Raw genomic sequence first — 22,670 nt, forward strand, 5'->3', positions numbered from 1 at the left:
CTATTGCGTTCGGCGGCCGATCGGAGATTAAGTTCCACTGTGGCGCCGCCTCGGCGGACGTGCCGCGTCCGATCGACCGAGCCGGATACAACCGGAGCGACCCCGAATCGCTCTCCGGCCCGCGCAAGGATCGGCGCGGCACGTGAATTGCGCACCAAGCCGTGGCACAGGCCGACAAACGGTGGTCGGGATGGAAATGATGATTGCGGCCGGGGCGACATGCCCGGCAAATGTTGCTGCGGCGAGCGAGGCCGTGACCGGTAGGGCGATCTCCGTCGGTTTCATGCTGATCGACCGCTTCTCGATGATCGCCTTCTCCTCGGCGATCGAGCCCCTTCGGCTCGCCAACCGCGCGGTTGGCCGCGATCTCTACCGCTTCTCGCTCTGGTCGGAGGACGGCACCAAGTGCACCGCCTCGAACGGCATCGAGGTCAAGGTCGCGGGCCGCTTCAGCGAGGCGCAGGACTTCGACATGCTGGTCGTGTGCGGCGGCATCGACATCCAGCACCCGGATCACCGCGCCCTCCATTCGGCCCTGCGCCGCTGCAGCGCCCGCGGGGCGGCGATCGGCGCGGTGTGCACGGGCACCTACGTGCTGGCCAAGGCCGGCCTCCTCGACGGCTACCGGGCGACGATCCATTGGGAGAACCTGCCGGGCCTCGTCTCGGAGCATGACGGGCTGGAGATCGGCTCGGACCTGTTCGAGATCGACCGCAACCGCTTCACCTGCGCGGGCGGCACCGCGGCGGCCGACATGATGCTGTCGCTGATCGTGCGCGACCACGGGCCGAGCGTGGCCTCGGAGGTCGCCGACCAGCTCATCCACCACCGCATCCGCGAATCCGGCGAGCGCCAGCGGATGGACCTGCGCATGCGCCTCGGAGTTTCGCATCCGAAGCTGCTGCGGGTGGTGGGGCTGATGGAAACCTCGCTCGCCGAGCCCCTCGGCAGCCAGGAACTCGCCGACGCGGTGCAGCTCTCGACGCGCCAGCTCGAACGGCTGTTCCTCAAATATCTCGGCCGCTCGCCGGCCAAGCACTACCTGCGCATCCGCCTCGAACACGCCCGCAACCTGATCCGCCAGACGGCGATGCCGCTGCTCTCGGTGGCGTTCGAGTGCGGCTTCACCTCGGCCTCGCATTTCTCGAAGGCCTATCTCGACTGCTTCGGCCAGCCGCCGAGCGCGGAGCGCAAGCTGGTGCAGACGCAAGGGGGGCTGCGCGCCTGAGCCGCCGCGGCCGGTCGTTCGGAAACGACCAGTCTTATATCATTCTGATGAAAGCTTAAGCGGGGTGCCGGATGGTCCGGCGCCCCGCTCTGCTTTTGTGACTGCGTGCCGATGCAGGTTTCGTCGCGATCAGACTCGTGGTGGGTTCGGCGGACCTGAAAACGAAAACGCCGGCTCCCAAGGAAGCCGGCGTTCCGCTCGCGAAACCACCAATTCTAGAAATAGTAGCCGATATTCATGATGAAGCGCGACTTGAAGCGGTTTTCGCCGCCCTGGGCGAGGCCGTTGTTGAACTCGCCGACGCCGACATAGGGGTCGTTCCGGCCGATGGCGGCCTCGGTGTAGATGATCAGGTTCGGGTCGGCGGTCAGGGTCCAGGCGCCGCCGAGCGTGAAGCGCTCGCTGGCCCGGAAATTCGCCTTGTCCTTGTAGAAGGCGCTGAAGCCGGCGAAGGGCACCACGGTGAACGGGCCGATCGGATCGGGCACCTTGTAGGTCACCTCCGCCGAGACGAAGTTGCCGCGCGCCGCGAGGTTGTACGAGAAGTCGAAGCCGCCGACCGTGACGAGATCGTTGCGGAAGGGGTTGCGCGGGTCGATGTCCTGGCGGACGTAGATCGCCTTGAAGCCCCAGGGGCCGTAGGTGCCGAGCGCGTGCAGACCTTCGAGCTGCTTGGTGCCGGTCTGGCGCGTGTCGAAATTATAGATGTCCGAGTGCCAGATCGAGGCGCCGAAGGCGAGCGAGGCGGTGTCGTTCTTGAGAACGAAATACTCGGCCCGGCCGATGAACATGTTCTGTTCGGCGTTGTTGGTCCCGAACGTGACGTAAGGGTCGGCCCGGACGATCGCGGTGGAGTAGCGCGCGCTGTCCGGGCTCAGGCCGAAGGCGTTGGGGGTTGAGCCGGGATAGAACCCGACCTGATAGTTGAAGTCCGGCTCGACGTGGGAGAACTTGACGCCGAGATTGTACACTTCCTCCAGGCCCATGGTGAAGCCGAGGGTCTCAAGGAAGCTCGTTCCGAAATACGGGGTCAGGCCGAAGGGGGCCTGGTTGATACCGGCGGTGATGCTGTCTTCCGGGGTGAACTTGTAGCCGACATAGGCCCACATCGGGAAGTTCACTTCGCCCGGATAGCCCTGATAGCCGTTGCGGGGTCCGTAGATCGAGCTGCCGCCGTAGAACCGGTACTGCGCCGAGCCGAAGATCGTATCGGAATCGTAGGTGGCCTTGAGCGCGAGGGTGTCGAAGTCGAGATTTTCCGTGGCCTTGCGCACGCCGCCGCGGCTGGCGTCATTGAAGCGCCAGTCGTAGCGGGCGCGGATGGCGCCGCCGAAGGTGAAGGTGCCGTTGTCGGTCTTCCCCTTCGGTGGCCCCAGATCGAAATTGCTGCGGGATTCGGGCATGTAGCGCGGATCGGCGACGGCAACCGGCTGTTCGCTGTTGACCTGACTGGGCTCGGCATTGACCTCGACCGGACCCTTCGACTGCGCCGCGGCCATCGATGGACACAGCATGACCCCTGCGGCACAGGCCACGAGGGCCGCCGCCAAACCGTTCGCCGTCATATCCCCCAACCCCCTCGAATGAAGACCCAGATCGCCTTCCGAAGTGTTTCCCGTCGTTTTTCTTAAGTCTTGGACGGGACGATCACTTCAGCCATCCATCGACCTTCGCGCGATTCGCCGCGATCCACTTCGCGGCCGTTGCCTCGGGCTTGGCGCCCTTTTCCTCGTTCTCCGCCATCACGGCTTCTTCGTCCTTGATGGTGAGCTTGAACTTCTGGAGGATCGCGTAGACCTCGGGCATGTCCTCTTTCAGACCCTTGCGGGCCAGCGTGTTCACGCTCTCGGCCTCACCGAAGCTCTTCTTAGGGTCAGCGAGGTATTTCAGGTCGTAGCGCGCGAACATCCAATGCGGGGTCCAGGCCGTGACGACCACGTCCTTCTTCTGCCGCACCGCATCCTTCAGCGCGCTGGTCATCGTGGCGTCGCTGCCGTCGAGCAGCTTGACCTTGAGGCCGTACGCCTTGATGGCCGCCTCGGAGCTCTTCATCACGCCGGCGCCGGGATCGATGCCGATCACCTTGCCGTCGACCTCGGAGGCCTTGGTCGCCAGGTCCTCGATCGAGTTGAGGGAGGAATAGGCGGGCACGGCCCAGCCGATCTTGGCCCCCGTGACGTTCGGGCCGATCAGGTCGATGCGGTTCTTGAGCTTTTCGTAATAAGCGCCCTGGGTGACGGGGAGCCAGGCCGCGACGCTCGCATCCGCGTCGCCGGTCGCCACGGATTGCCACATGGCCGCCGCCGCGAGCGGGATCGTCTTCACTTGGTAGCCTTTTTCCTCAAGGGCGAGCTTGAGGATGTTGGTGGCGACCACGGCGTCGGCCCATTCCACGTAGGCGAGCCGAACCTGCTTGCCCGCCGCTTCGGCCGGCGTCTGGGCCAGCGCGAGGCAGGCGATCACCCCAAGTATCGGTGCGCGCATGGATTGAACCTTTCAGGGTCGCTTGAGGATAGTGCCGATCTTGATCTGAAGACTGATTTCATCTGAAGCCTCTCTCGCGCGGGGGAGAACGAGGCTAAAACAGAGAAGATCATAGTTTGTAATTTATGTTATTCGAACGGCCGGAGAACGCAAGGAGCGGTTGCTTCTCCGGCCGAAGATGTAACACTCAGGCCACACCGTGCGGACGAGCCCGGGCGGCGAGGGCCTGGGTCACGCGGTCGAGGATGACCGCCACGATCACGATGCCGATGCCCGCCTCGAAGCCGGAGCCCGCCTCGAGCCGCTGGATCGACTGCCAGACCGCGCGGCCCAAGCCGCCGGCACCGATCATCGCCGCGATCACGACCATGGAGAGGGCCAGCATCATGGTCTGGTTGACGCCGGCCATGATGGTCGGCAGCGCGAGCGGCAATTGCACCTTGAACAGCTTCTGGGTCGCCGAGCTGCCGAAGGCGTCGGAGGCCTCGACGAGTTCGGTGGGCACGTTGCGGATGCCGAGCGCCGTGAGACGGATCACCGGCGGCACCGAGAAGACGATCGTCGCAAAGCAGGCCGAGACCGCGCCGAGCCCGAAGAAGGGGAGCGCCGGGATCAGGTAGACGAAGCTCGGCAGCGTCTGCATCATGTCGAGGATCGGCGAGAAGGTCCGCCAAGCCCGCCGGCTGAGCGCGAACCAGATCCCGACGGGAACGCCGATCACCAGCGCCGCCGCGGTGGCGATGGTGACGAGGACCAGGGTCTCGACCGTCGCCTGCCAGAGCCGCAGGTTCCACAGGAACAGCAGACCGAAGAGCGTCAGGAGCCCGATCTTGCGGCCCCCGACCCGGTACGCCGCGAAGGCCGCGACCGCGATGCAGAGCCAGGGCGGGATCGCGACGAGGGCGGTGGTCAGCGTTTCGATCCAGTCGGAGACCGTGCGGCTGACGGCTCGGGTCAGCCAGCTGCCATGCTCTGTGAGCCAGTCGAGGCCGTTGTCGCTGAGCGTGTCGAGGGGGAATTTGGGGACGTTCCACTCCATGTCGGGGCTCCTGACGGCTTTGAGAGGATCTGGGCGCCGGCCTGCGGCTGAGCGTGCGTGCCGGGCCGCGCGGCGAGCGCCTGCACGACATCGCGGCTCGTGATGGAGCCGATCAGGCGTCCGTTCTGGCCCACGACCGCGACGGATTCCTCGGCGGCGACCGTCGCGAGAATGGTGTCCAGCCGGCTTTCCGCCTCGACGACGGACTGCCCGAGATCGAGCAGGCTGGAGAGGGTCTCGGCCGGCCGGGCGGAGGCGAGCCTCTCGGCGAAGATGCGGCCGACCAAGCGTCCGTCCCCGTCGGCGACGAGCCAGACCCCGCCACTCGCTCCGCCGAGCGCGGTTCGCGCCTCGGCCACCGTCTGCGTGGGGGCGAGCACCGGGGCGGCGCGATCCGCGACCTGCTCCGCCCGCAGCACGGCGGCCAGATCGATATGCTCGACGAAGCGCTCGACATATTCGGTCGCGGGGCGGGCCACGATGTCTTCGGGCTGCCCGATCTGCACCACCTCGCCGTCCTTCATCAGGACGATGCGGCCGCCGAGGGCGATGGCTTCGTCGAGGTCGTGCGAGACGAAGACGATGGTCTTCTTGAGCTTGCGCTGGAGGTCGCGCAGCTCCGCCTGCATGTCGCGGCGGATCAGGGGATCGAGGGCGCTGAAGGCCTCGTCCATGAGCAGGATGTCGGCGTCGGCGGCCAGTGCCCGCGCGAGGCCCGCCCGCTGCTGCATGCCGCCCGACAATTCGTTGGGATACTTCGTCTCCCAGCCCTTCAGGCCGACGAGTTCGATGGCCTGCATCGACCGGTCGATCCGCTCCTTGGCCGAGACCTGCTTGATCTCGAGGCCGAACCCGACATTCCCGAGGATGGTCCGGTTGGGCAGCAGCGCGAAGTGCTGGAAGACCATGCCGAAGGTCTTCTGGCGGAAGGCGAGCAATTCCTTGCGGCCGAGCCGGGTCACGTCCACCCCGTCCACGACGATCCGGCCACAGGACGGCTCCACCAGACGGTTCATACAGCGCAGGAGCGTCGACTTGCCGGAGCCGGACAGGCCCATCAGGACAAGAATTTCGCCCTCTTCGATGTCGAACGAGATATCGCGCAATCCGACGACCGCACCGCAGGCGGCGGCGATGTCGCTCTTGCGCTTCCCCTGGGCGATCAGATCGAGCGCCTTCGCCGAGTTCGAGCCGAATATCTTGCTGATACCTTCAAGATTGATCCGGCCCATGGGGTGATACCTTTCGATGAGAACCGATGTTGCTTGTGGTGATTTTTTTTGACAAGTTTATTTGCGACAATGTAAGAGTATTTCCGGGCCTGCCAAGGGTCTTGTCGTATTGCGACGCTTTATTGGCAGCCACCGACGTTCCGGAATTTTAGCGCCTCAGCACCGGCTCTATGTTGGGGTCTGCCGTGTTTCCGAGCAGATGTGTTCAATAAAGTTGCAGGATATGTGCGGGCCTTGTGCAGAGGGGCTGTGGCTCCCGACCGGCTGGGGCGCGTCTCCGCCGGTACCGCGCAACACACGGGGGCGATGCCGTTATCCAGTACTGCGCGGAGCGCGCGTGCGATTCGCAATCGCGAACCGAGGGCCGAATACCGTTCCCGCCGCTTGCGGCGAATGCGAATTCGAGCAGCAGTGCGCTCAAAACGTGAGCACGAACGGTAAAACTTGCGCATCCCGAGGATGTTCTTGGCTTGACCAAGAAAAACGCCGGTCCTAGAACTTTCATCGAGTTGATCGCTAGGGTTCCAGCATCTCTTGAGATGTGTTCGGTCCGAGAGCGGTTGCCGCGGCGGGAGACATCCGCCCGGATGCACGGCGGGATAAAAGCCCGGGAGACCTCACTAGCCAGAGATTGGCAAGGTTAGGTCTTGTACAATCTCTTTCTCTATTGAGAGGGAACGTATGCCCGGCATCAGCCCCCAGATCGTTTCTCCGACATCATCGCTCGATCTTCGCCTCGGCGAATCGCACGCCTTGCGCGACCCGAAATCGGCGTCGGCCGGGCGCTTGCGACTTTGCCGCCGCTGCAGGGGCGGCACGCCGCCCGTCTCGGTCCGGGCGTAATCGTCTGCGGGCCCGAGCGCCTCACCCTCTTCCAGCCCCAGTGCCAGCGTCCGACGGGCGGGCTTCTCAGCCCGACGGCACCCGCTTGCGCGCACAATCCACGCTCGACCCACGGCAAGGGTCCGGCATCCGGTTCCGGCGACGATCCCGAGGAGACGAGATATGCGCATCCCGACCCTGATCACCGGCGGCCTCACGAGCCTCCGCCGAAGCCTGTCCGTCCTCACGCTGGCCGCAGGCCTCCTCGCCGCGCCGACGGCGCAGGCCGCCGAGCCGCTGCGCATCGGCTACAGCGACTGGCCGGGCTGGGTGGCGTGGCAGGTCGCCATCGAGAAGGGCTGGCTCAAGGAGGCCGGGATCGAGGCCAAATTCGAGTGGTTCGACTACTCCGCCTCGATGGATGCGTTCTCGGCGGGCAAGCTCGATGCGGTGACCTGCACCAACGGCGACGCCCTCGTGATGAGCGGCAACGGCGCCCGGAACGTCATGATCCTGCTCACCGACTACTCGAACGGCAACGACATCATCGTCGGCAAGCCGGGGGTGAAGTCGCTGGCCGATCTCAAGGGCAAGAAGGTCGGGCTCGAAGTCGGCCTCGTCGAGCACCTCCTCCTCATCGACGGCCTGCAGAAGGCCGGGATCAAGGAGAGCGACGTGGCGCTGGTCAACGCCAAGACCAACGAGACGCCGCAGATCCTCGCCTCCGGCGACGTCGCGGCCATCGGCGCGTGGCAGCCGATCGCCGGGCAGGCGATGCGCGGCGCGGCCGGCGCCCGCCCGCTCTACAGCTCCGCCGATCGGCCGGGTCTGATCTACGACGTGGTCACGGTGACGCCCGCGAGCCTTGCCGCGCGCCGGGCCGAGTGGATCAAGCTCGTCGGCCTGTGGGACCGGGTCGTCGGCTACATCACGGACCCGACCACGCAAGGCGACGCGGTCGCCATCATGGCGGCCAAGGTCGGGGTCGAGCCGGCCGTCTTCACCCGCTTCCTCAGGGGCACCAAGCTGCTGACGCTGGCCGAGGGCCGCGCGGTGATGAAGGATGCCGACGGGTTCGGCTCGCTCTACGGTTCGAGCCGGCACGCCGATGCCTTCAACGTCAAGTTCGAGGTCTACAAGACCCCGCAGGACGTGAAGGCCTCCATCGATCCCGCCCTCACCGACGGCAAGTGAGGGCGTGAGGATGCGCGCGCCGCTGCCTCAGCCCCATCCCGAGCGGGACGCCGCTCCGGCGGTCGCGGTCGCCCCGCTCCCGCCGGTGGCGGGCGCTGCCCCGGTCACCGGGCGGGCGCGGCTTTCCTGGGTCGGCGCGCCGCGCCCGCTGACCCGGCGGCGGCGCGTGGCGCTCACCCTGCTCTCCTTCCTGCTGCCGCTCGGCCTGTGGGCGGCGGTCTCCTACCTGCCCTTCCTCTGGCACCCGCTGATCGAGGTCACGAATCCCGGTGACGTCCCCTGGATGGAGCCCGGCATGCGGGTGCCGCGGGCGGCCTTTTCCGAGGAGGTCGCGGCGGCTCAAGGCGCCGGGACCGCTTCGCCCGAGGGACGGCCCGCCAACCCCGTCTACCTGCCCGCGCCGCACGAGGTCGCGGTGGCCTTCTGGACCTCGCTCACGGCCCCGCCGCCGCAGCGCGACACGATCTGGCTGCCCGCGAGCCTGTGGCACTCGATCCAGATCATTTTTTGGGGTTTTACCCTCTCCTCCCTGGTCGGCGTGCCGCTGGGCATCCTGTGCGGGGCGCAACCGACGATCGCCCGGCTGACCGAGCCCGTGATCGAGTTCGTGCGCTACCTGCCCGCCCCCGCTTTCGGCGCGCTGATGGTCGCGATCCTCGGGATCTATGACGGGCCGAAGATCGCCATCATCGTCATCGGCACGTTCTTCCAGCAGGTGCTCGTCATCGCCAACACCACGCGCCGGGTCGATCCGCTGCTGATCGAGGCCGCGCTCACCATGGGCTCGCGCAACCTGCGCCTGATCCGCCGGGTGGTCGTGCCGGCGGTGCTGCCGCAGATCTACCGCGACCAGCGCATCCTGCTCGGCTGGGCCTGGACCTACCTCATCGTTGCCGAGCTGATCGGCACGTCCTCGGGCATCACCTTCTTCATCACGCAGCAGGCCCGCTACCAGCATTTCGACAACGTCTACGCGGCGATCCTCGTGATCGGCCTCGTCGGCATCGCCACCGACATCGCCCTGGCGCTGATCGGCCGCCGCCTGTTCCCCTATGCGAGGGCCGAGGCATGAGAGACGGCATGAGCGCGTCCGCTCCCATCCCGCTGACGACCGAGCCGTGCGACTACCGCACGCAATGCGAGCCCGTGCGCGCCCGCTTCGACCGGCTGAAGGCCCGCGACGTCGCCCTGCGGGTCGAGGGCCTCGGCAAGGTGTTTCGCAACGCGGACGGCGCCGAGACCGTGGCGCTCCGCGGCATCGATCTCGTCACCCATCGCCGCGAGTTCCTCTGCGTGGTCGGGCCGTCGGGCTGCGGCAAGTCCACCTTCGTGCGCATCCTCGCCGGGCTCGAGACCAAGAGTTCGGGCAGCGTGAGCGTCGGCGGCGTGCCGGTCTCCGGCCCCGGCGCCGACCGGGGCATGGTGTTCCAGGGCTACACGCTGTTCCCCTGGCTCACCGTGCTGCGCAACGTCGCCTTCGGGTTGGAGGAGAACGGCGAGTCGCGCCACGTCGCCGAGCGCGAGGCGGCGCAGTGGCTCGCCCTGATCGGGCTGGAGCGCTTCGCCCATGCCTACCCGCACCAGCTCTCCGGCGGCATGAAGCAGCGCGTGGCCATCGCCCGCGCGCTGGCGATGCGCCCGCGCATCCTGCTGATGGACGAGCCGTTCTCGGCGCTCGACACCCAGTCGCGGGCGCGGATGCAGGCCTACCTGATCGAGATCTGGCGCAAGATCGACATCACCATCGTCTTCATCACCCACGATCTCGACGAGGCCATCACCCTCGCCGACCGCATCCTCGTCCTGAAGGCCCATCCCGGCGAGGTCGAGGAGCTGATCGAGGTGCCGGTGCCCCGGCCGCGCCATCCCGGCCAGAGCCTGACGCCGGAATTCCGCGCCACCCGCGCCCGGCTCGACGCGCTGATCCATCCCGGCGAGGCGGAGGCCGACGGCCCGGCCGATCTCGGTGGCCTCGACATGGTGACCCGGATGGCGAGCGTGGGGGACGAGGTCGAATGAGCGCTCTCCCGAATCTCCCCTTACTGTGGTCCGACCGCACCTGGGAAGAAATCCCCGGTGATCTCGACGCCGCCGCGGCGGCCGCGCTCCTGCCCATCGGCGCCACCGAGCAGCACGGGCCGCATCTCGGCTGCGGCATGGATTTCGTGCTGGCGGATGCCGTCTGCCGCGAGGTCTCGGCGCGCACCCGTGTGCCGATGCTGCCCACCCTGCCCTATGGCTGCTCGCTCGGCCATTCCCGGCGCTGGCCCGGCACCCTCGCCCTCGACCCGGTCGTGATGACCGAGCTCGTCCGGCAGATCGGGGCCCAGGCCTACTATTCGGGCGTGCGCCGTCTCTTCCTCGTCAACGCCCACGTCACCAACGCCGCCCCCTTGCGCTGCGCGCTCGAATTGCTGCGGGCGGCCCACGACGACCTGATGGTGGCGCTGGTCAACACCGCGACCGTCAGCGAGCGGGTGCGCGCGGCCCACTTCCTCGACGCCGAGGACTGGCACGCCAACCGCGCCGAGACCGCGCTGATGCAGGCGATGGCCCCGGCTCTAGTACGCGAGAACCGCATTGCGGAGGCCGACGACCCGGACCGCACCCAAAACCTCGTCTTCGCCCATCCGGTCAACCGCACCAGCCGCAACGGCGTCACCGGCTTCCCCACGCAGGCGAGCCCGGCCGAGGGCGCCGCGCTGTTCGCCTGGATGGTCGAGGATCTGACCGCCCTCGTCCGCCGCGGGCTCACCGAGACCCCGCCCCTCCCCCATTCCTACGACGGCCCCGCCGTCGCCACGCCAGGAGCCTGACCGCATGGGCCATGCAACCGACATCGATCCGCAGGTTCGCGCCGTACAGGACGATCTGCGCGCGAAGGGCGTGAAATACGTCATCGGCGCCTATGTCGACATCCACGGCGCGCAGAAGGCCAAGGTGGTGCCGATCGACCACCTGCCGCAGATGGCGGCGGGCTCCGAGCGCTATACCGGCTACGCCCTCGACGGGCTGGGCCAAGCGCCGAACGAGGACGAGATCGCCTCGGTCCCGGATTTCTCGCAGGTCATCCAGCTCCCCTGGGAGAGCAAGCTCGCCTGGGCGCCGGCCGACCTGACCTTCCAGGGCAAGCCCTACCCGCTCTCGACCCGTGTCGCCCTCAAGAATGTCCTGGCTCAGGCCGAGGCGATGGGCTTCGGCTTCAATCTCGGCATCGAATGCGAGATCTTCCTGCTGCGCCAAGCCGCCGACGGCTCGCTGCACACGCCGGTGGCGGACGATAAGCTGGTGAAGCCCTGCTACGACGTGCGCGGCTTCATCGACAACTTCTCCTGGCTCGACAAGGTCGCGACCACGATCAACGATCTCGGCTGGGATTTGTACTCGTTCGACCATGAGGATGCGAACGGACAGTTCGAGTTCGACTTCCAATACGCCGACGCGCTGACCATGTGCGACCGGCTGACCTTCTTCCGCATGATGACCAAGCATTACGCGAAGGAGGAGGGTCTCATCGCCACGATGATGCCCAAGCCCTTTGCCGACCGCACCGGCAACGGCGCCCACTTCAACATGTCGCTCTCCGACCGCGAGACCGGCCGCAACCTCTTCGCCTGCGCGCCCAGTGAGGATCCCCGCGGCCTCGGCCTCACCGAGACCGGCTACCACTTCATCGGCGGCGTGCTGCGCCACGGCCGGGCGCTCTGCGCGGCCTTCGCGCCGACCGTGAACAGCTACAAGCGCCTCGTGCGCCAGGGCGCGATGGCCGGCTTCTCCTGGGCGCCGGTGTTCAACTCCTATGGCTCGAATAACCGCACCAACTCGGTGCGCGTGCCGGCCGGCGGCGGGCGCTGCGAGAGCCGCAACGCGGACGGCGCGGTCAACCCCTACCTCGCCGCCGCCCTGGTGCTCGCGGCGGGTCTCGAGGGCGTGCGCGAGCGGATCGACCCCGGCCAGCCCAACGAGGACAACCTCTACGCCCTGAGCGACGGCGAGCGCCGGGCACGCGGCATCGCCTTCCTGCCCCAGACCCTGCAGGAGGCGGTCGATGCCTTCGCCGCCGATCCCCTGGTCGAGGCGACGCTGGGCTCAGGCCTGCGCGAGGAGTTCATCCGCACCAAGCGCGAGGAGTGGAACGCCTACCATCTCACGGTGAGCCCGTGGGAGATCGAGCGCTACAGTCATTTGTTCTAGAGCGCTTTCCGATGAAGTGGACGCCGGTTCGGCGAAAGAAAGCACGTTGAAATACAGGCCTGAAGACGCCGGCCTGATGCAATCAGGTCGGATACGGCTCTAGGCGGAGGTTTTTATCATGAAGACTGTTGTCGCCTTCGCGAATTCGTCCGCCGAGCCCTCGACCTACCGGCCGGCGCCGGAGCGCATCCTGGCCGGAGACCCTGTTCAGACCGCGGCGCTCCACTTCACCAGCGCCGACGGGCGCTTCACCGCCGGCACCTGGGCGGCGGAGCGGGGGACGTGGCGGGTCGTCTTCACCGAGAGCGAGTTCTGCCACCTGCTCGAAGGGGTGATCGTCGTTACCGACGAGGCCGGCACGCAGACCACCTTCCGGGCCGGCGACGCCTTCGTTTCGCCGGCCGGTTTCACCGGCACCTGGGAGATCGTCGAGCCCGCCCGGAAGCTCTTCGCCTTCTACGAGTAGACGCGAGCCGAAAGCTGCCTTCGCACATCCCATCCTCACCCTCATCCTGAGGTGCTGAGCGTCAGCTCAGCCTCGAAGGAGGGCTCCAGGGATCGCGCGACGTCTGGAGCCCTCCTTCGAGGCCGCTTCGCGGCACCTCAGGATGAGGGCGAGGACGGGACAGGACATCAAAACCCCATTCGGCCTGCCGGGACGGCCCGGCCGCGACAGGGCTCTCCGGCCGGGACGACCCGGCCCCTTCGGAGACACGACCATGTCGGACGACGCGAGCGTGATTGCGGAAAACCGCCGCCGCTACGAGGCGCTGAAGCAGGCGGGCCAGGGCCACGCCCCGCGCGCCCTGCCCGGCCCGAGCCCGCGTGGCGGCGTGCCGCTCGACGCGGGCGCGATCCTCCATCGCGAGACCATCCCCGGCGGCTGGTACTGGACCACCGCGCTGAAGGCCGGCGAGGCGCTCCGGCTCGGCCTCGATCACGGCCCGTCGAGCGTCGCGCTGGTCGCGTGGTCGGCCGCCGATACCAGCGAGCGGCTGAACTATGCCGACACCGTGAAGGTGCAGTGGACGGCCGCCCTCGCTAAGGGCCGGGTGCTGTTCTCCGATATGGGCCGGGTGATGTTCTCGCTCGTCGAGGATTCCTGCGGCGCGCACGACGCCCTCGTCGGCGGCTCCAATGCCGCTTCGAATGCGGCGCGCTATGCCGGCGGTCCGCACCGCAACACCCGCGACAACCTCGTTCTGGCCGCCCTCAAGAGCGGGCTGGAGCGGCGCGACATCCCTGCCTGCATCGCGTTCTTCGCCCCCGTCGTGGTCGGGCCCGAGGGGCGCTTTGCCTGGAACGCCGCCGGCCGCGTGGCGGGCGATTTCGTCGATCTGCGCGCCGAGATGGACCTGATCGTCACCCTCTCGAACTGCCCCCATCCCCTCGATCCGGCGCCCGATTACGCGCCGAACCCGGTCGCCGTCACCCGCTTCCGGGCCCCTGCCCCGGCGGCGGACGACCTCTGCCGCACCGCCACGATCGAGGCCGTGCGCGGCTTCGAGAACAACGCCGCCGCCGGCTTCTGAGGGGAGCGAGACCCATGACCGACACCGTGATCACGCTCTTCGACCAAGTCGTTCTGGATCAGGTCGTGCCCGCCCAGGCGCCGTTCTCCACCCTCGTGCGGGCCGGCCAGACTATCCGGATCGAGGACAGCCAGGGCTGCCAGGCTGTCGACACCCTGTTCTACCGCGCCGACGACCCGGGCGAGCGCTACTCGTCCCAGGATACGGTGCGCGCGCAAGGGGCGGCCTACGTCACCACCGGCACGCGGGTGATGTCGAACGAGGGCCGGGTGATGCTCACCGTCACCGCGGATTCCTGCGGGCGCCACGACACCTCCGCCGGGGCCTGCTCCTGCGAGAGCAACACCGTCCGCTTTGGCCACGCCACCAAGTATCTCCACGCCTGCCGCGAGAATTTCGCCCTGGAAGTCGCAAAGTACGGCCTGTCGAAGCGCGACATCGTGCCGAACATCAACTTCTTCATGAACGTGCCAATCGAGCAGGATGGCGGGCTCGCCATCGTCGACGGCGTCTCCTCGCCCGGCGACTATGTCGAGCTGCGGGCCGAGATGGACGTGATCTGCGTGATCTCGAACTGCCCGCAGATCAACAACCCCTGCAACGGCTTCAACCCCACGCCGATCCGCGTGACCGTCCGCGGCGAGGCCTGAGCGCATGTTCGCCAAGGTCCTGGTCGCCAATCGCGGCGAGATCGCCGCCCGCGTCGTGCGCACCTTGCGGCGCATGGGCATCGCCTCGGTCGCCGTCTACTCGGACGCCGACCGCTTCACCCCAGGCGTGCTCGCCGCCGACGAGGCCGTGCGCCTCGGCCCCGCACCGGCCGCGCAGAGCTATCTCGACGTCGAGGCCGTCATCGCCGCCTGTCGCGCGACCGGCGCCGAGGCGGTCCATCCCGGCTATGGCTTCCTGTCGGAGAATGTCGGCTTCGCCGAGCGGCTGGCGGCGGAGGGCATCCGCTTCATCGGGCCGCGCCCGGAGCATCTGCGCGCCTTCGGCCTCAAGCACACGGCCCGCGAGCTGGCCAAGGCCAGCGGCGTGCCGCTCCTGCCGGGCACTGACCTGCTGCCAGATGTCGAGACGGCGCTGAGCGCGGCCGAGACGATCGGCTATCCCGTGATGCTCAAGAGCACGGCGGGCGGCGGCGGCATCGGCATGCAGCTTTGCCACTCGGCGCAAGAGTTGGCCGAGCGTTTCGCCGCGGTCGAGCGCACGGCGCGGGCCAGCTTCGGTGATGCCCGCGTCTATCTCGAACGCTTCGTGGCACAGGCCCGCCATGTCGAGGTGCAGATCTTCGGCGACGGGCGCGGCCGCGTCGTGGCGCTCGGCGAACGCGACTGCTCGCTCCAGCGCCGGAACCAGAAGGTGATCGAGGAGACCCCGGCCCCCGGCCTCTCCGACGCCGTGCACGCCCGACTCCACGCCGCGGCGGTGGCGTTGGGGGAGAGCGTCGCCTACGCCTCCGCCGGCACGGTCGAGTTCATCTACGATCCGGACCGCGAGGACTTCTCCTTCCTCGAAGTGAACACGCGGCTCCAAGTCGAGCACCCGGTGACGGAGGCGGTGTTCGGCATCGACCTCGTGGAATGGATGGTGCGCCAGGCCGCGGGCGAGGATCCGATCGCGGCGGCCGGGCCGCTCGTGCCGAAGGGCGCGGCGATCGAGGCGCGGCTCTATGCCGAGATCCCGCACGCGAATTTCTCGCCGAGCGCCGGCCTACTGACCGAGGTGCGTTTCCCCGAGCACGCCCGCATCGACGGCTGGATCGCCACCGGCACCGAGGTCACTCCGTTCTACGACCCGATGCTCGCCAAGATCATCGTCACCGGCGCCGACCGGCCGGCGGCGCTCGCCGCGCTCCGGCAGGCGCTGGCCGACACCGCCGTCTCCGGCATCGAGACCAACCTCGATTACCTGCGCACCATCGCCGCCTCCGACCTGCTGGCGAGCGGGCGGGTCGCGACCACGGCCCTGCGCGACCTCGCCTACGCCCCCAAAAGCATCGAGGTGCTGCTGCCGGGCGCCCAGTCGAGCCTTCAGGAACTGCCCGGCCGCCTCGGCCTGTGGGAGGTCGGCGTGCCGCCGAGCGGGCCGATGGACGCCCGCTCCTTCGCCCAGGCCAACGCCCTCGTCGGCAACGGGCCGGACACCTGCGCCCTCGAACTCACGGTTTCGGGCCCGACGCTGCGCTTCCACACGGAGGCTGTGGTGGCGCTCGCGGGCGCCGCGATGTGTCTCACCCTCGACGGGGAGACGCGCCCGCACGGGCAGGCGTTTCCGGTGAGGGCGGGCCAGACGCTCGCCATCGGCGCGATCGAGGGGCCGGGCCAGCGCGCCTATCTCGCCCTGCGCGGCGGCCTCGCGGCGCCCGTGGTGCTCGGTTCGCGCGCGACCTTCGCGCTCGGCGCCTTCGGCGGTCACGCCACCGGCGTCCTCAAGGCCGGCGACGTGCTCCATCTCGGCGACGCGCCGGAGGTCGCCGCCGCCCCGCCCGAGCCCGCGCCGCTGACGCAGGATTGGGAGATCGGCGTCGTCTACGGCCCGCACGGTGCGCCGGACTTTTTCCAAGAGGCCGACATCGCCGACCTGTTCGCGGAATCCTACGAGGTCCACTTCAACTCGGCCCGCACGGGCGTGCGCCTGATCGGTCCGACGCCGCGCTGGGCGCGGACCGATGGCGGCGAGGCGGGCTTGCACCCCTCGAACCTCCACGACAACGCCTATGCCGTCGGCGCCATCGACTTCACCGGCGACATGCCGATCCTGCTCGGCCCCGACGGCCCGAGCCTCGGCGGCTTCGTCTGCCCGGCGGTGATCGCCCGTGACGAACTCTGGAAGATGGGCCAGCTCCGGCCCGGCGACACGGTGCGCTTCCGGCCCCTGGCCCGGCCGGAGGACGCGATGGCCGCGCCAGCTCTGATCGGTGGCGCGGACGCAGAGGCCGGCTCGCCCATCCTCGCCCGCGACGAGACCGGCCCGGTCCCCGTCGCCTATCGCCGCCAGGGCGACGACAACCTCCTCGTCGAGTACGGCCCGATGGCCCTCGACATCGGCTTGCGGCTGCGCGTCCACCTCCTCGCCGAGGCGGTCCGTGCCGCGCGGCTCCCCGGACTGACCGACCTGACGCCCGGCATCCGCTCGCTTCAGATCCACTACGACGGCACGGCGCTGCCGCGCCACCGCCTGCTCGGCAGCTTGCGCGAGATCGAGGCCGGTTTGCCGGCCGCGGAGGCGGTGAGCGTCCCGAGCCGCATTATCCACCTGCCGCTCTCGTGGAACGACCCGCAGGCGGAACTCGCCATGCGCAAGTATCAGGAGCTGGTGCGCCCCAACGCGCCCTGGTGCCCCTCGAACATCGAGTTCATCCGCCGCATCAACGGTTTGCCCGACGAGGCGGCGGTGCGGAACATCATCTTCGATGCGAGCTACCTCGTGATGGGGCTCGGCGACGTCTATCTCGGCGCCCCGGTCGCCACCCCGGTCGATCCGCGCCACCGCCTCGTGACCACCAAGTACAACCCGGCCCGCACTTGGACGCCGGAGAACGCGGTCGGGATCGGCGGCGCCTATATGTGCATCTACGGCATGGAGGGGCCGGGCGGGTACCAGCTCTTCGGGCGCACGATCCAGGTCTGGAACACGTGGCGGACCACCCGCGAATTCGTGCCCGGCCATCCCTGGCTGCTGCGGCCGTTCGACCGCATCCGCTTCTTCCCCGTCAGCCACGACGAGCTGACCGAGGCCCGCGCCGCCTTCCCGCACGGAGCCTATCCGATCCGGATCGAGGCGGGCACGTTCTCCTATGCCGAGCACCGGGCGATGCTCGCGGGCAACGCCGCCGAGATCGAACACGCCGGCGCGCGCCAGAGGGCGGCCTTCGCCGCCGAGCGCGAGCGCTGGAAGGCGGAAGGGCTCGACAGCTTCGTCGCCGACGAGGCGGTGTCCACTGAGGCCGCCGAGATCCCGCCGGGCTGCGAGGGCGTGCCGACCACCGTGCCCGGCAATGTCTGGAAGGTTCTCGTCGGCGCGGGCGAGACCGTGGCCGCCGGCCAGACGGTGGCGATCCTCGAATCGATGAAGATGGAGGTGGCGGTCACCGCCCCCGTCGGCGGCCGGGTCCGCGAGATCCGGGCCCAGCCCGGCCGCACCCTGCGCGGCGGCGACCTTGTCGCCATCCTCGAACTCTGAGGCCGGGCCGGATCTTGCAAGGCCCGGCCGGCCGGATGGCGCAGCCCGCCCGGCGTGCGCCTCGCAAGGCACGGAGACGGCCGATGATGCAGCAGATCCACCGCGCCCTCACCGCGATCCTCGGCCTCGTCGTGCTGGGCCTCCAGGCCCGGGCCGCCGGGCGGCTGCCGCAGAGCAACCGGGGCCGGGAGACGCCGCGATAGAGGCCGGCCGGCTCGGGTCGCCGGAGCCATTCCCCTTTGAATTTCGGGCCGCGTGCTGCCGGCACGCCGCCCCTTCACGGACGTGAGAGATCCATGCCGGTTCCCGCCTTCCCGAGCCTCAGCACGCTCCACGCCGCCTATGCCGAGGGGCTCTCGCCCGAGGCGGTGGTGGCCGAGATCGATCGCCGGATCGCAGCGGCGGATGATCCCGGCATCTTCCTCGCGCGGGTGCCGGAGGCGCAGATGCAGGCCGCCGCCCGCGGGCTTGGGCCGTTCGACCCCGTGAGCAAACCGCTCTGGGGCGTGCCCTTCGCGGTGAAGGACAACATCGACGTGGCGGGCCTGCCCACTACCGCCGCCTGCCCGGACTTCGCCTATACGCCGCAGGCGACCGCCCCGGCGGTCGAGCGCCTGCTCGCGGCCGGCGCGCTCCTCGTCGGCAAGACCAATCTCGATCAGTTCGCCACGGGGCTGGTCGGCGTGCGCACACCCTATCCGGTGCCGAAGAACGCCATCGATCCGGCCATCGTGCCGGGGGGCTCCTCGTCCGGCTCGGCGGTCGCGGTGGCGCGCGGCCTCGTCACCTTCGCGCTCGGCACCGACACGGCGGGCTCGGGCCGGGTCCCGGCTGGGCTCAACAACATCGTCGGGCTCAAGCCCTCCCTCGGCAGCGTCTCAGGCCGCGGTGTCGTCCCGGCCTGCCGCACGCTGGACACCCTCTCCGTCTTCGCCGGCACCGTGACGGAGGCCGATGCGGTCTACCGGATCATGGCCGGATACGATCCGCAGGATCCGTATTCGCGCGCGCTGCCTGTTCCGCCCCGCCCCGGCAGCCTGCCGCCGGGCCTGCGCGTCGGCGTGCCGGATGCGGCGGGCCTGATCTTTGCCGGCGACACGCTCTCGGCGGACGCCTTCGACGGGGCACTCGCCGACCTGCATACGGTGATCGGCAGCGCGGCAACGGCGGTCGATCTCGCGCCCTTCTTCGCGGTGGCGGAGCTTCTCTATGCCGGCCCCTGGGTGGCCGAGCGCTATCAGGCGATCCGCGGCTTCATCGAGGCACACCCGGAGGCCCTGCATCCGACCACGCGGGCGATCATCGGCGCGGCCACCGGCCACTCGGCGGCGGATGCCTTCGCCGGCCTCTACCGCCTCGCCGAACTGCGCCGGGCGACGGAAGCCGTCTGGCGCGGCATCGACGTGCTCGTGGTGCCGACCTACCCGCGTCCGCGCCGCGTCGCCGACCTCGCCGCCGACCCGGTCGGCCCCAACAGCGAACTCGGCACCTACACCAACTTCGTCAACCTGCTCGATCTCTGCGCCCTCGCGGTGCCGAGCCGCGTCCGGGCCGACGGCTTCCCGTCCGGCGTCACGCTGATCGCGCCGCGCGGGGCCGACGGCCTCCTCGCCGAACTCGGCGCCCGCCTCCAGGCGGCGGCCGGCGGCACCCTCGGGGCGAGCGGCGTGCCGATCCCGGCGGAGGCTGCCCCACGCGGGGATCGCGCGCAAGGGGACGAGATCGAGATCGCGGTGGTCGGCGCGCACCTGTCCGGCCTGCCGCTCAACGGCGAGCTGACGGGGCGCGGCGGCCGCTTCCTGCGTGCCGTCCCCACGACGCCGGATTACCGCCTGCACGCGCTTCCCGGCGGGCCGCCGGCCCGGCCCGGCCTGATCCGCGTCGCACCCGGTTCGGGCCATGCGATCGAGGCCGAGGTCTGGGCGCTGGCGCCAGACGCCTTCGGCCGTTTCGTGGCGGGGATTCCCGCGCCGCTGGCGATCGGAACACTGTCGCTGGCCGACGGCACGACGCCCAAGGGATTCTTGGCGGAAGCGGCCGGGCTCACGGGCGCGCGCGACATCAGCGATCACGGCGGCTGGCGCGCCTATCTCGCCTCCGGACCCGCGACGTAGAGCCGTGCGCGGGCCCCGTCGCATCAGGTCGGAAGCCCCTTGGCGAAACCTCTCGGGGGGATGAACCCTTTCCTTGACGGAAGCCAAGGAGGTTCACGATGGCAGACCCGAAGACGGAGCGGGAGGCGCTCGGGACACAGCCGCCCGGTCGCCCGCTCGGTGAGCGCAGCAAGCCCGAAGCGGAGCCGGATCTCGGACCGACGGGCCCGGCCTCGGCCGAGGGCGAGAAACCCGGTCCCCAATCCGGCGGCTACGATCGGCAATCGCCGGATCGTTCGACGGACAATGCGAAGGGCGGCTACGGCGCCGGCTGAGCCGCCCCGCGGGGCAGGCGACCCGTGTCGCGGCCTGCCCCGCAAAGCCGGTGATCGAGCGCCGAAGGGGCCGTCTCATCCCCAGGGCGCGGCGTGTTCAAAACTGGGTGTAAGTCTCTGAGGGGCCGTGGGTCGCATTGCCCTTTTCCACCGTCTGTCCCCATATGGGAACGAAAGACGAACAGCCGTCTTATCGGAGTCGGAACGAGGGGGTTTGGTGCAGATGGCACGCTACCGCTTTCACGCGACGAACGGCTATGCATGCGTCTTCGACGCCCAGGGCAAGGACATCCGGGTTCCCGCGCGCCTCGTCCGGCGGGCCGACGAGGTGGCGCAGGCGGTGATGAGCAGCCTGGATGACCAAGAGGATTGGTCGCAGTGGCATGTCAGCGTGCACGACCTCAACGGCCGCCGCGTGCTGGTGAAGCCGTTCGTGTCGGGCTGATCGAGCCTCAGGCGGAACGCGGTCGCGGCGTTGGCCGCTGCCGCTCTACCAGCATACCCGCGGCAAGCGCCGCTTCCACCGCTCGCCCAAGCGCAGCGTCTCGCTCCCCGGCCGGTCCGAGCGGCGCCGGCTGACGACGAGAGGGGCTGTCTCCGTCACGGGCTGGGGAGGCTCCGGGACCGCCGGTTCGACGACCGCGACGGCATTCGGAATCGGCACCTTCCGCGGTCGGCCCCGGCGACGCGGGGCGCCGTCGGGCGCGGTGCTGGGCGGCGCAACCCGGCGAACGCGCGCAAGCACCTCGGGCTCGATCACGGGTTCCGCTTCGGGCTCAGGAACCTCCGCAACGAGAAGACTCGGCAGGATGCGGCGATGCTCGGGGGCAGCCTCGTCAGAGGGTGTCCGAGGGCTGGACGCGGCGGCCTCGAGTGAGGGCCACAGGGCCGCGGCTTCTGCGTGTCCCGCCCGCTTTTGCGCCTCCCGTGGCAGCTTCGAGGGGATGGAGACGAAGCGGGTCTGGCCGTTCGACTTGGCTTCGACGGTGAACGGTCGCCGGCCACGGTTGCGCAACATACCGATCCTGATGTTGAGAGCTTGGGTCTCTGTTCGAAACACCTTGCACCCGCACATGCCGTGCCACGAAGTGTTTGTCGAGACCGGGGAACATCAAGCCTTCACGAGGCGGTGCCGTGCGAGGGACCGGATGGTCTCACCGTTCCGGTCGGGCGCTCTCCGATCCGCCGGAAGGGGTGAAACGTTCCGAGCGGCTCATCAACATCATGTCGATCAAGGATTTGAGCCGGCCTGATGGCTCGGACTGTGGCGCTTCCCAGTCGTGTGCGGCTTGCTGAGCGGGAGGGCATTTCGAGCGCCCTCCCCTCCCTCATATGCGCCGGTTACATCCGGTGACGCATCGACCGGTGATGGTGGCGATGCATCATCCGCTTGCGCATCATGTGCCGGTGCATCATCCGCCGCTCGTGGTGGGACATGCGAGCCTGCGTGACGCTGCTCTCGGCTTGGATGCCGGCGGGCGCAATCGGAGCTGCCGATGCGGTGCCGGCGGCAAAGCCTCCCAGCAGGATTGCCAGCGCGAGCGTAGTCTTCTTCATCACCATCTCCTTGGGAGCTTAGGGCCGTCCCAGGCAGGGTGGATAGGTGATTGTCCTCGGCCAAGGTTCCCAAGGGGGAGGATTTATCTCAAGCGCCACCTGCGGAATTGCCTCTGCGCCCCCGGCTGAAACCTCGCTCGCTTGTCGCTTAACGCTTCTTGCCCAACTCCGCCGCGATGTCCTTTGTCATGCGACCCACCTTTCGGTGCGCGGCGGCGAGTTGGTCCTGCGTGACGCCCCAGCGCTTCATCCAGAACTCGACCGCTTTGCGCTCGCTGAGGTCGAGACGGTCCTTGTCGATGAAGCCGCGCTTGTCCTTGAGGCCAGCCATGAATGATCCCGTGAGGTCGTCGGAGGGCGTCGGATTGGGTGAGGTGGGCAAGGCCGCCCGTATCTCAAGGCGCGTGCGGAGGTATACCCGCGGGGATTCACTTCTATTCGCTGCGCCCGCCAGGGATCACCTCAAGCAGCTCGGGAGGCACCCACGCACGGAACGAGCATGTGTCGTTGGGGCACGGAACGAGGTGAGTTTTGAGGCCCCTTCGAGAGGATCACCTATAGCACAGGTGCCGCCCAAACCTCTGAAAGTCCGCGTTTCTCGCCGGACCAGCCACTGAGCGGAGTTGTGGCGGAAGGGGTGGGATTCGAACCCACGGTGGAGTTGCCCCCACGGCGGTTTTCAAGACCGCTGCCTTAAACCACTCGGCCACCCTTCCCCGTGCGCGCCTTGGCGGCACAGGCTTGTCTATGGCCCCGCGGGGATCAGCGTCAATGT

19 protein-coding genes, 1 tRNA gene and 1 riboswitch are annotated in these 22,670 nt (G+C 68.7%); of the genes, 13 read left to right on the forward strand and 7 right to left on the reverse strand.

What is annotated here, in order from left to right; genetic code table 11:
• Nucleotides 1-196 precede the first annotated feature (196 nt).
• Nucleotides 197-1,228 (forward strand): GlxA family transcriptional regulator, encoded by a 1,032-nt coding sequence (locus ASF53_RS18375; protein ID WP_056202047.1) that lies wholly within the window; start codon nucleotides 197-199, stop codon nucleotides 1,226-1,228.
• Nucleotides 1,229-1,443: 215 nt separating this feature from the next.
• Here ASF53_RS18375 and ASF53_RS18380 read toward each other — a convergent pair whose 3' ends face one another.
• The 4 genes from ASF53_RS18380 to ASF53_RS18395 all read right to left on the reverse strand — a co-directional run bounded on the left by ASF53_RS18380 (nucleotide 1,444) and on the right by ASF53_RS18395 (nucleotide 5,983).
• A complete protein-coding gene (locus tag ASF53_RS18380; RefSeq protein ID WP_056201727.1) occupies nucleotides 1,444-2,793 on the reverse strand; it encodes a putative porin in 1,350 nt (449 codons plus the stop codon).
• 82 nt (nucleotides 2,794-2,875) lie between these two features.
• The gene (locus ASF53_RS18385; RefSeq protein ID WP_056201731.1) at nucleotides 2,876-3,712 is read right to left on the reverse strand and encodes a glycine betaine ABC transporter substrate-binding protein; all 837 of its coding nucleotides are present in this window, start codon (nucleotides 3,710-3,712) and stop codon (nucleotides 2,876-2,878) included.
• A gap of 187 nt (nucleotides 3,713-3,899) precedes the next feature.
• A complete protein-coding gene (locus ASF53_RS18390) occupies nucleotides 3,900-4,751 on the reverse strand; it encodes an ABC transporter permease (protein ID WP_056201735.1) in 852 nt (283 codons plus the stop codon).
• Nucleotides 4,667-5,983, reverse strand: coding sequence for a quaternary amine ABC transporter ATP-binding protein (locus tag ASF53_RS18395; RefSeq protein WP_056201737.1), 1,317 nt, complete (start codon nucleotides 5,981-5,983; stop codon nucleotides 4,667-4,669). The genes ASF53_RS18390 and ASF53_RS18395 overlap by 85 nt, the downstream gene beginning before the upstream one ends.
• 505 nt (nucleotides 5,984-6,488) lie before the next feature.
• Nucleotides 6,489-6,599, forward strand: a riboswitch (guanidine-I (ykkC/yxkD leader).
• 389 nt (nucleotides 6,600-6,988) lie between these two features.
• Between ASF53_RS18395 and ASF53_RS18400 the strand changes: the two genes are divergently transcribed.
• From ASF53_RS18400 to ASF53_RS18455, 12 genes are all read left to right on the forward strand, one after another.
• A complete protein-coding gene (locus ASF53_RS18400) occupies nucleotides 6,989-7,999 on the forward strand; it encodes an ABC transporter substrate-binding protein (RefSeq protein ID WP_056201740.1) in 1,011 nt (336 codons plus the stop codon).
• A 10-nt stretch (nucleotides 8,000-8,009) separates the two neighbouring features.
• Nucleotides 8,010-9,071, forward strand: a complete 1,062-nt coding sequence (locus ASF53_RS18405; protein ID WP_056201744.1) for an ABC transporter permease — start codon at nucleotides 8,010-8,012, stop codon at nucleotides 9,069-9,071.
• Complete coding sequence (locus ASF53_RS18410) at nucleotides 9,068-10,018, forward strand: ABC transporter ATP-binding protein (protein ID WP_056201747.1); 951 nt, start codon at nucleotides 9,068-9,070, stop codon at nucleotides 10,016-10,018. Before ASF53_RS18405 ends, ASF53_RS18410 begins: the two co-directional genes overlap by 4 nt.
• A complete protein-coding gene (locus tag ASF53_RS18415) occupies nucleotides 10,015-10,815 on the forward strand; it encodes a creatininase family protein (protein WP_056201750.1) in 801 nt (266 codons plus the stop codon). Before ASF53_RS18410 ends, ASF53_RS18415 begins: the two co-directional genes overlap by 4 nt.
• Nucleotides 10,816-10,819: 4 nt before the next feature.
• Complete coding sequence (gene glnT / locus ASF53_RS18420; RefSeq protein WP_056201753.1) at nucleotides 10,820-12,193, forward strand: type III glutamate--ammonia ligase; 1,374 nt, start codon at nucleotides 10,820-10,822, stop codon at nucleotides 12,191-12,193.
• Between the two features lie 118 nt (nucleotides 12,194-12,311).
• A complete protein-coding gene (locus ASF53_RS18425; protein ID WP_056201756.1) occupies nucleotides 12,312-12,659 on the forward strand; it encodes a cupin domain-containing protein in 348 nt (115 codons plus the stop codon).
• 253 nt (nucleotides 12,660-12,912) lie between these two features.
• A complete protein-coding gene (locus tag ASF53_RS18430) occupies nucleotides 12,913-13,725 on the forward strand; it encodes an urea amidolyase associated protein UAAP1 (RefSeq protein WP_056201761.1) in 813 nt (270 codons plus the stop codon).
• A 14-nt stretch (nucleotides 13,726-13,739) separates the two neighbouring features.
• Nucleotides 13,740-14,375, forward strand: a complete 636-nt coding sequence (locus ASF53_RS18435) for an urea amidolyase associated protein UAAP2 (RefSeq protein WP_056201764.1) — start codon at nucleotides 13,740-13,742, stop codon at nucleotides 14,373-14,375.
• A gap of 4 nt (nucleotides 14,376-14,379) precedes the next feature.
• Entirely contained in the window at nucleotides 14,380-17,910 is a 3,531-nt protein-coding gene (uca, locus tag ASF53_RS18440; RefSeq protein WP_056201768.1) for an urea carboxylase, read from the forward strand.
• A gap of 296 nt (nucleotides 17,911-18,206) precedes the next feature.
• Nucleotides 18,207-20,024, forward strand: coding sequence for an allophanate hydrolase (atzF, locus tag ASF53_RS18445; RefSeq protein ID WP_056201771.1), 1,818 nt, complete (start codon nucleotides 18,207-18,209; stop codon nucleotides 20,022-20,024).
• A 98-nt stretch (nucleotides 20,025-20,122) separates the two neighbouring features.
• Complete coding sequence (locus tag ASF53_RS18450; protein ID WP_056201774.1) at nucleotides 20,123-20,338, forward strand: hypothetical protein; 216 nt, start codon at nucleotides 20,123-20,125, stop codon at nucleotides 20,336-20,338.
• A gap of 223 nt (nucleotides 20,339-20,561) precedes the next feature.
• The gene (locus tag ASF53_RS18455; RefSeq protein WP_056202050.1) at nucleotides 20,562-20,783 is read left to right on the forward strand and encodes a DUF6894 family protein; all 222 of its coding nucleotides are present in this window, start codon (nucleotides 20,562-20,564) and stop codon (nucleotides 20,781-20,783) included.
• 896 nt (nucleotides 20,784-21,679) lie between these two features.
• On the opposite strand, the gene ASF53_RS18465 is transcribed toward ASF53_RS18455, so the two are convergent.
• The 3 genes from ASF53_RS18465 to ASF53_RS18475 form a co-directional block, all read right to left on the reverse strand.
• Complete coding sequence (locus ASF53_RS18465) at nucleotides 21,680-21,895, reverse strand: hypothetical protein (RefSeq protein ID WP_056202053.1); 216 nt, start codon at nucleotides 21,893-21,895, stop codon at nucleotides 21,680-21,682.
• Between the two features lie 148 nt (nucleotides 21,896-22,043).
• On the reverse strand, nucleotides 22,044-22,226 hold the full coding sequence (locus tag ASF53_RS18470) for a DUF3606 domain-containing protein (RefSeq protein ID WP_055957170.1): 183 nt from the start codon (nucleotides 22,224-22,226) through the stop codon (nucleotides 22,044-22,046).
• Between the two features lie 295 nt (nucleotides 22,227-22,521).
• Nucleotides 22,522-22,611, reverse strand: a tRNA-Ser gene (locus tag ASF53_RS18475).
• Nucleotides 22,612-22,670: the final 59 nt, after the last annotated feature.

Source organism: Methylobacterium sp. Leaf123 (assembly GCF_001423405.1).
Classification (GTDB): Bacteria; Pseudomonadota; Alphaproteobacteria; order Rhizobiales; family Beijerinckiaceae; genus Methylobacterium.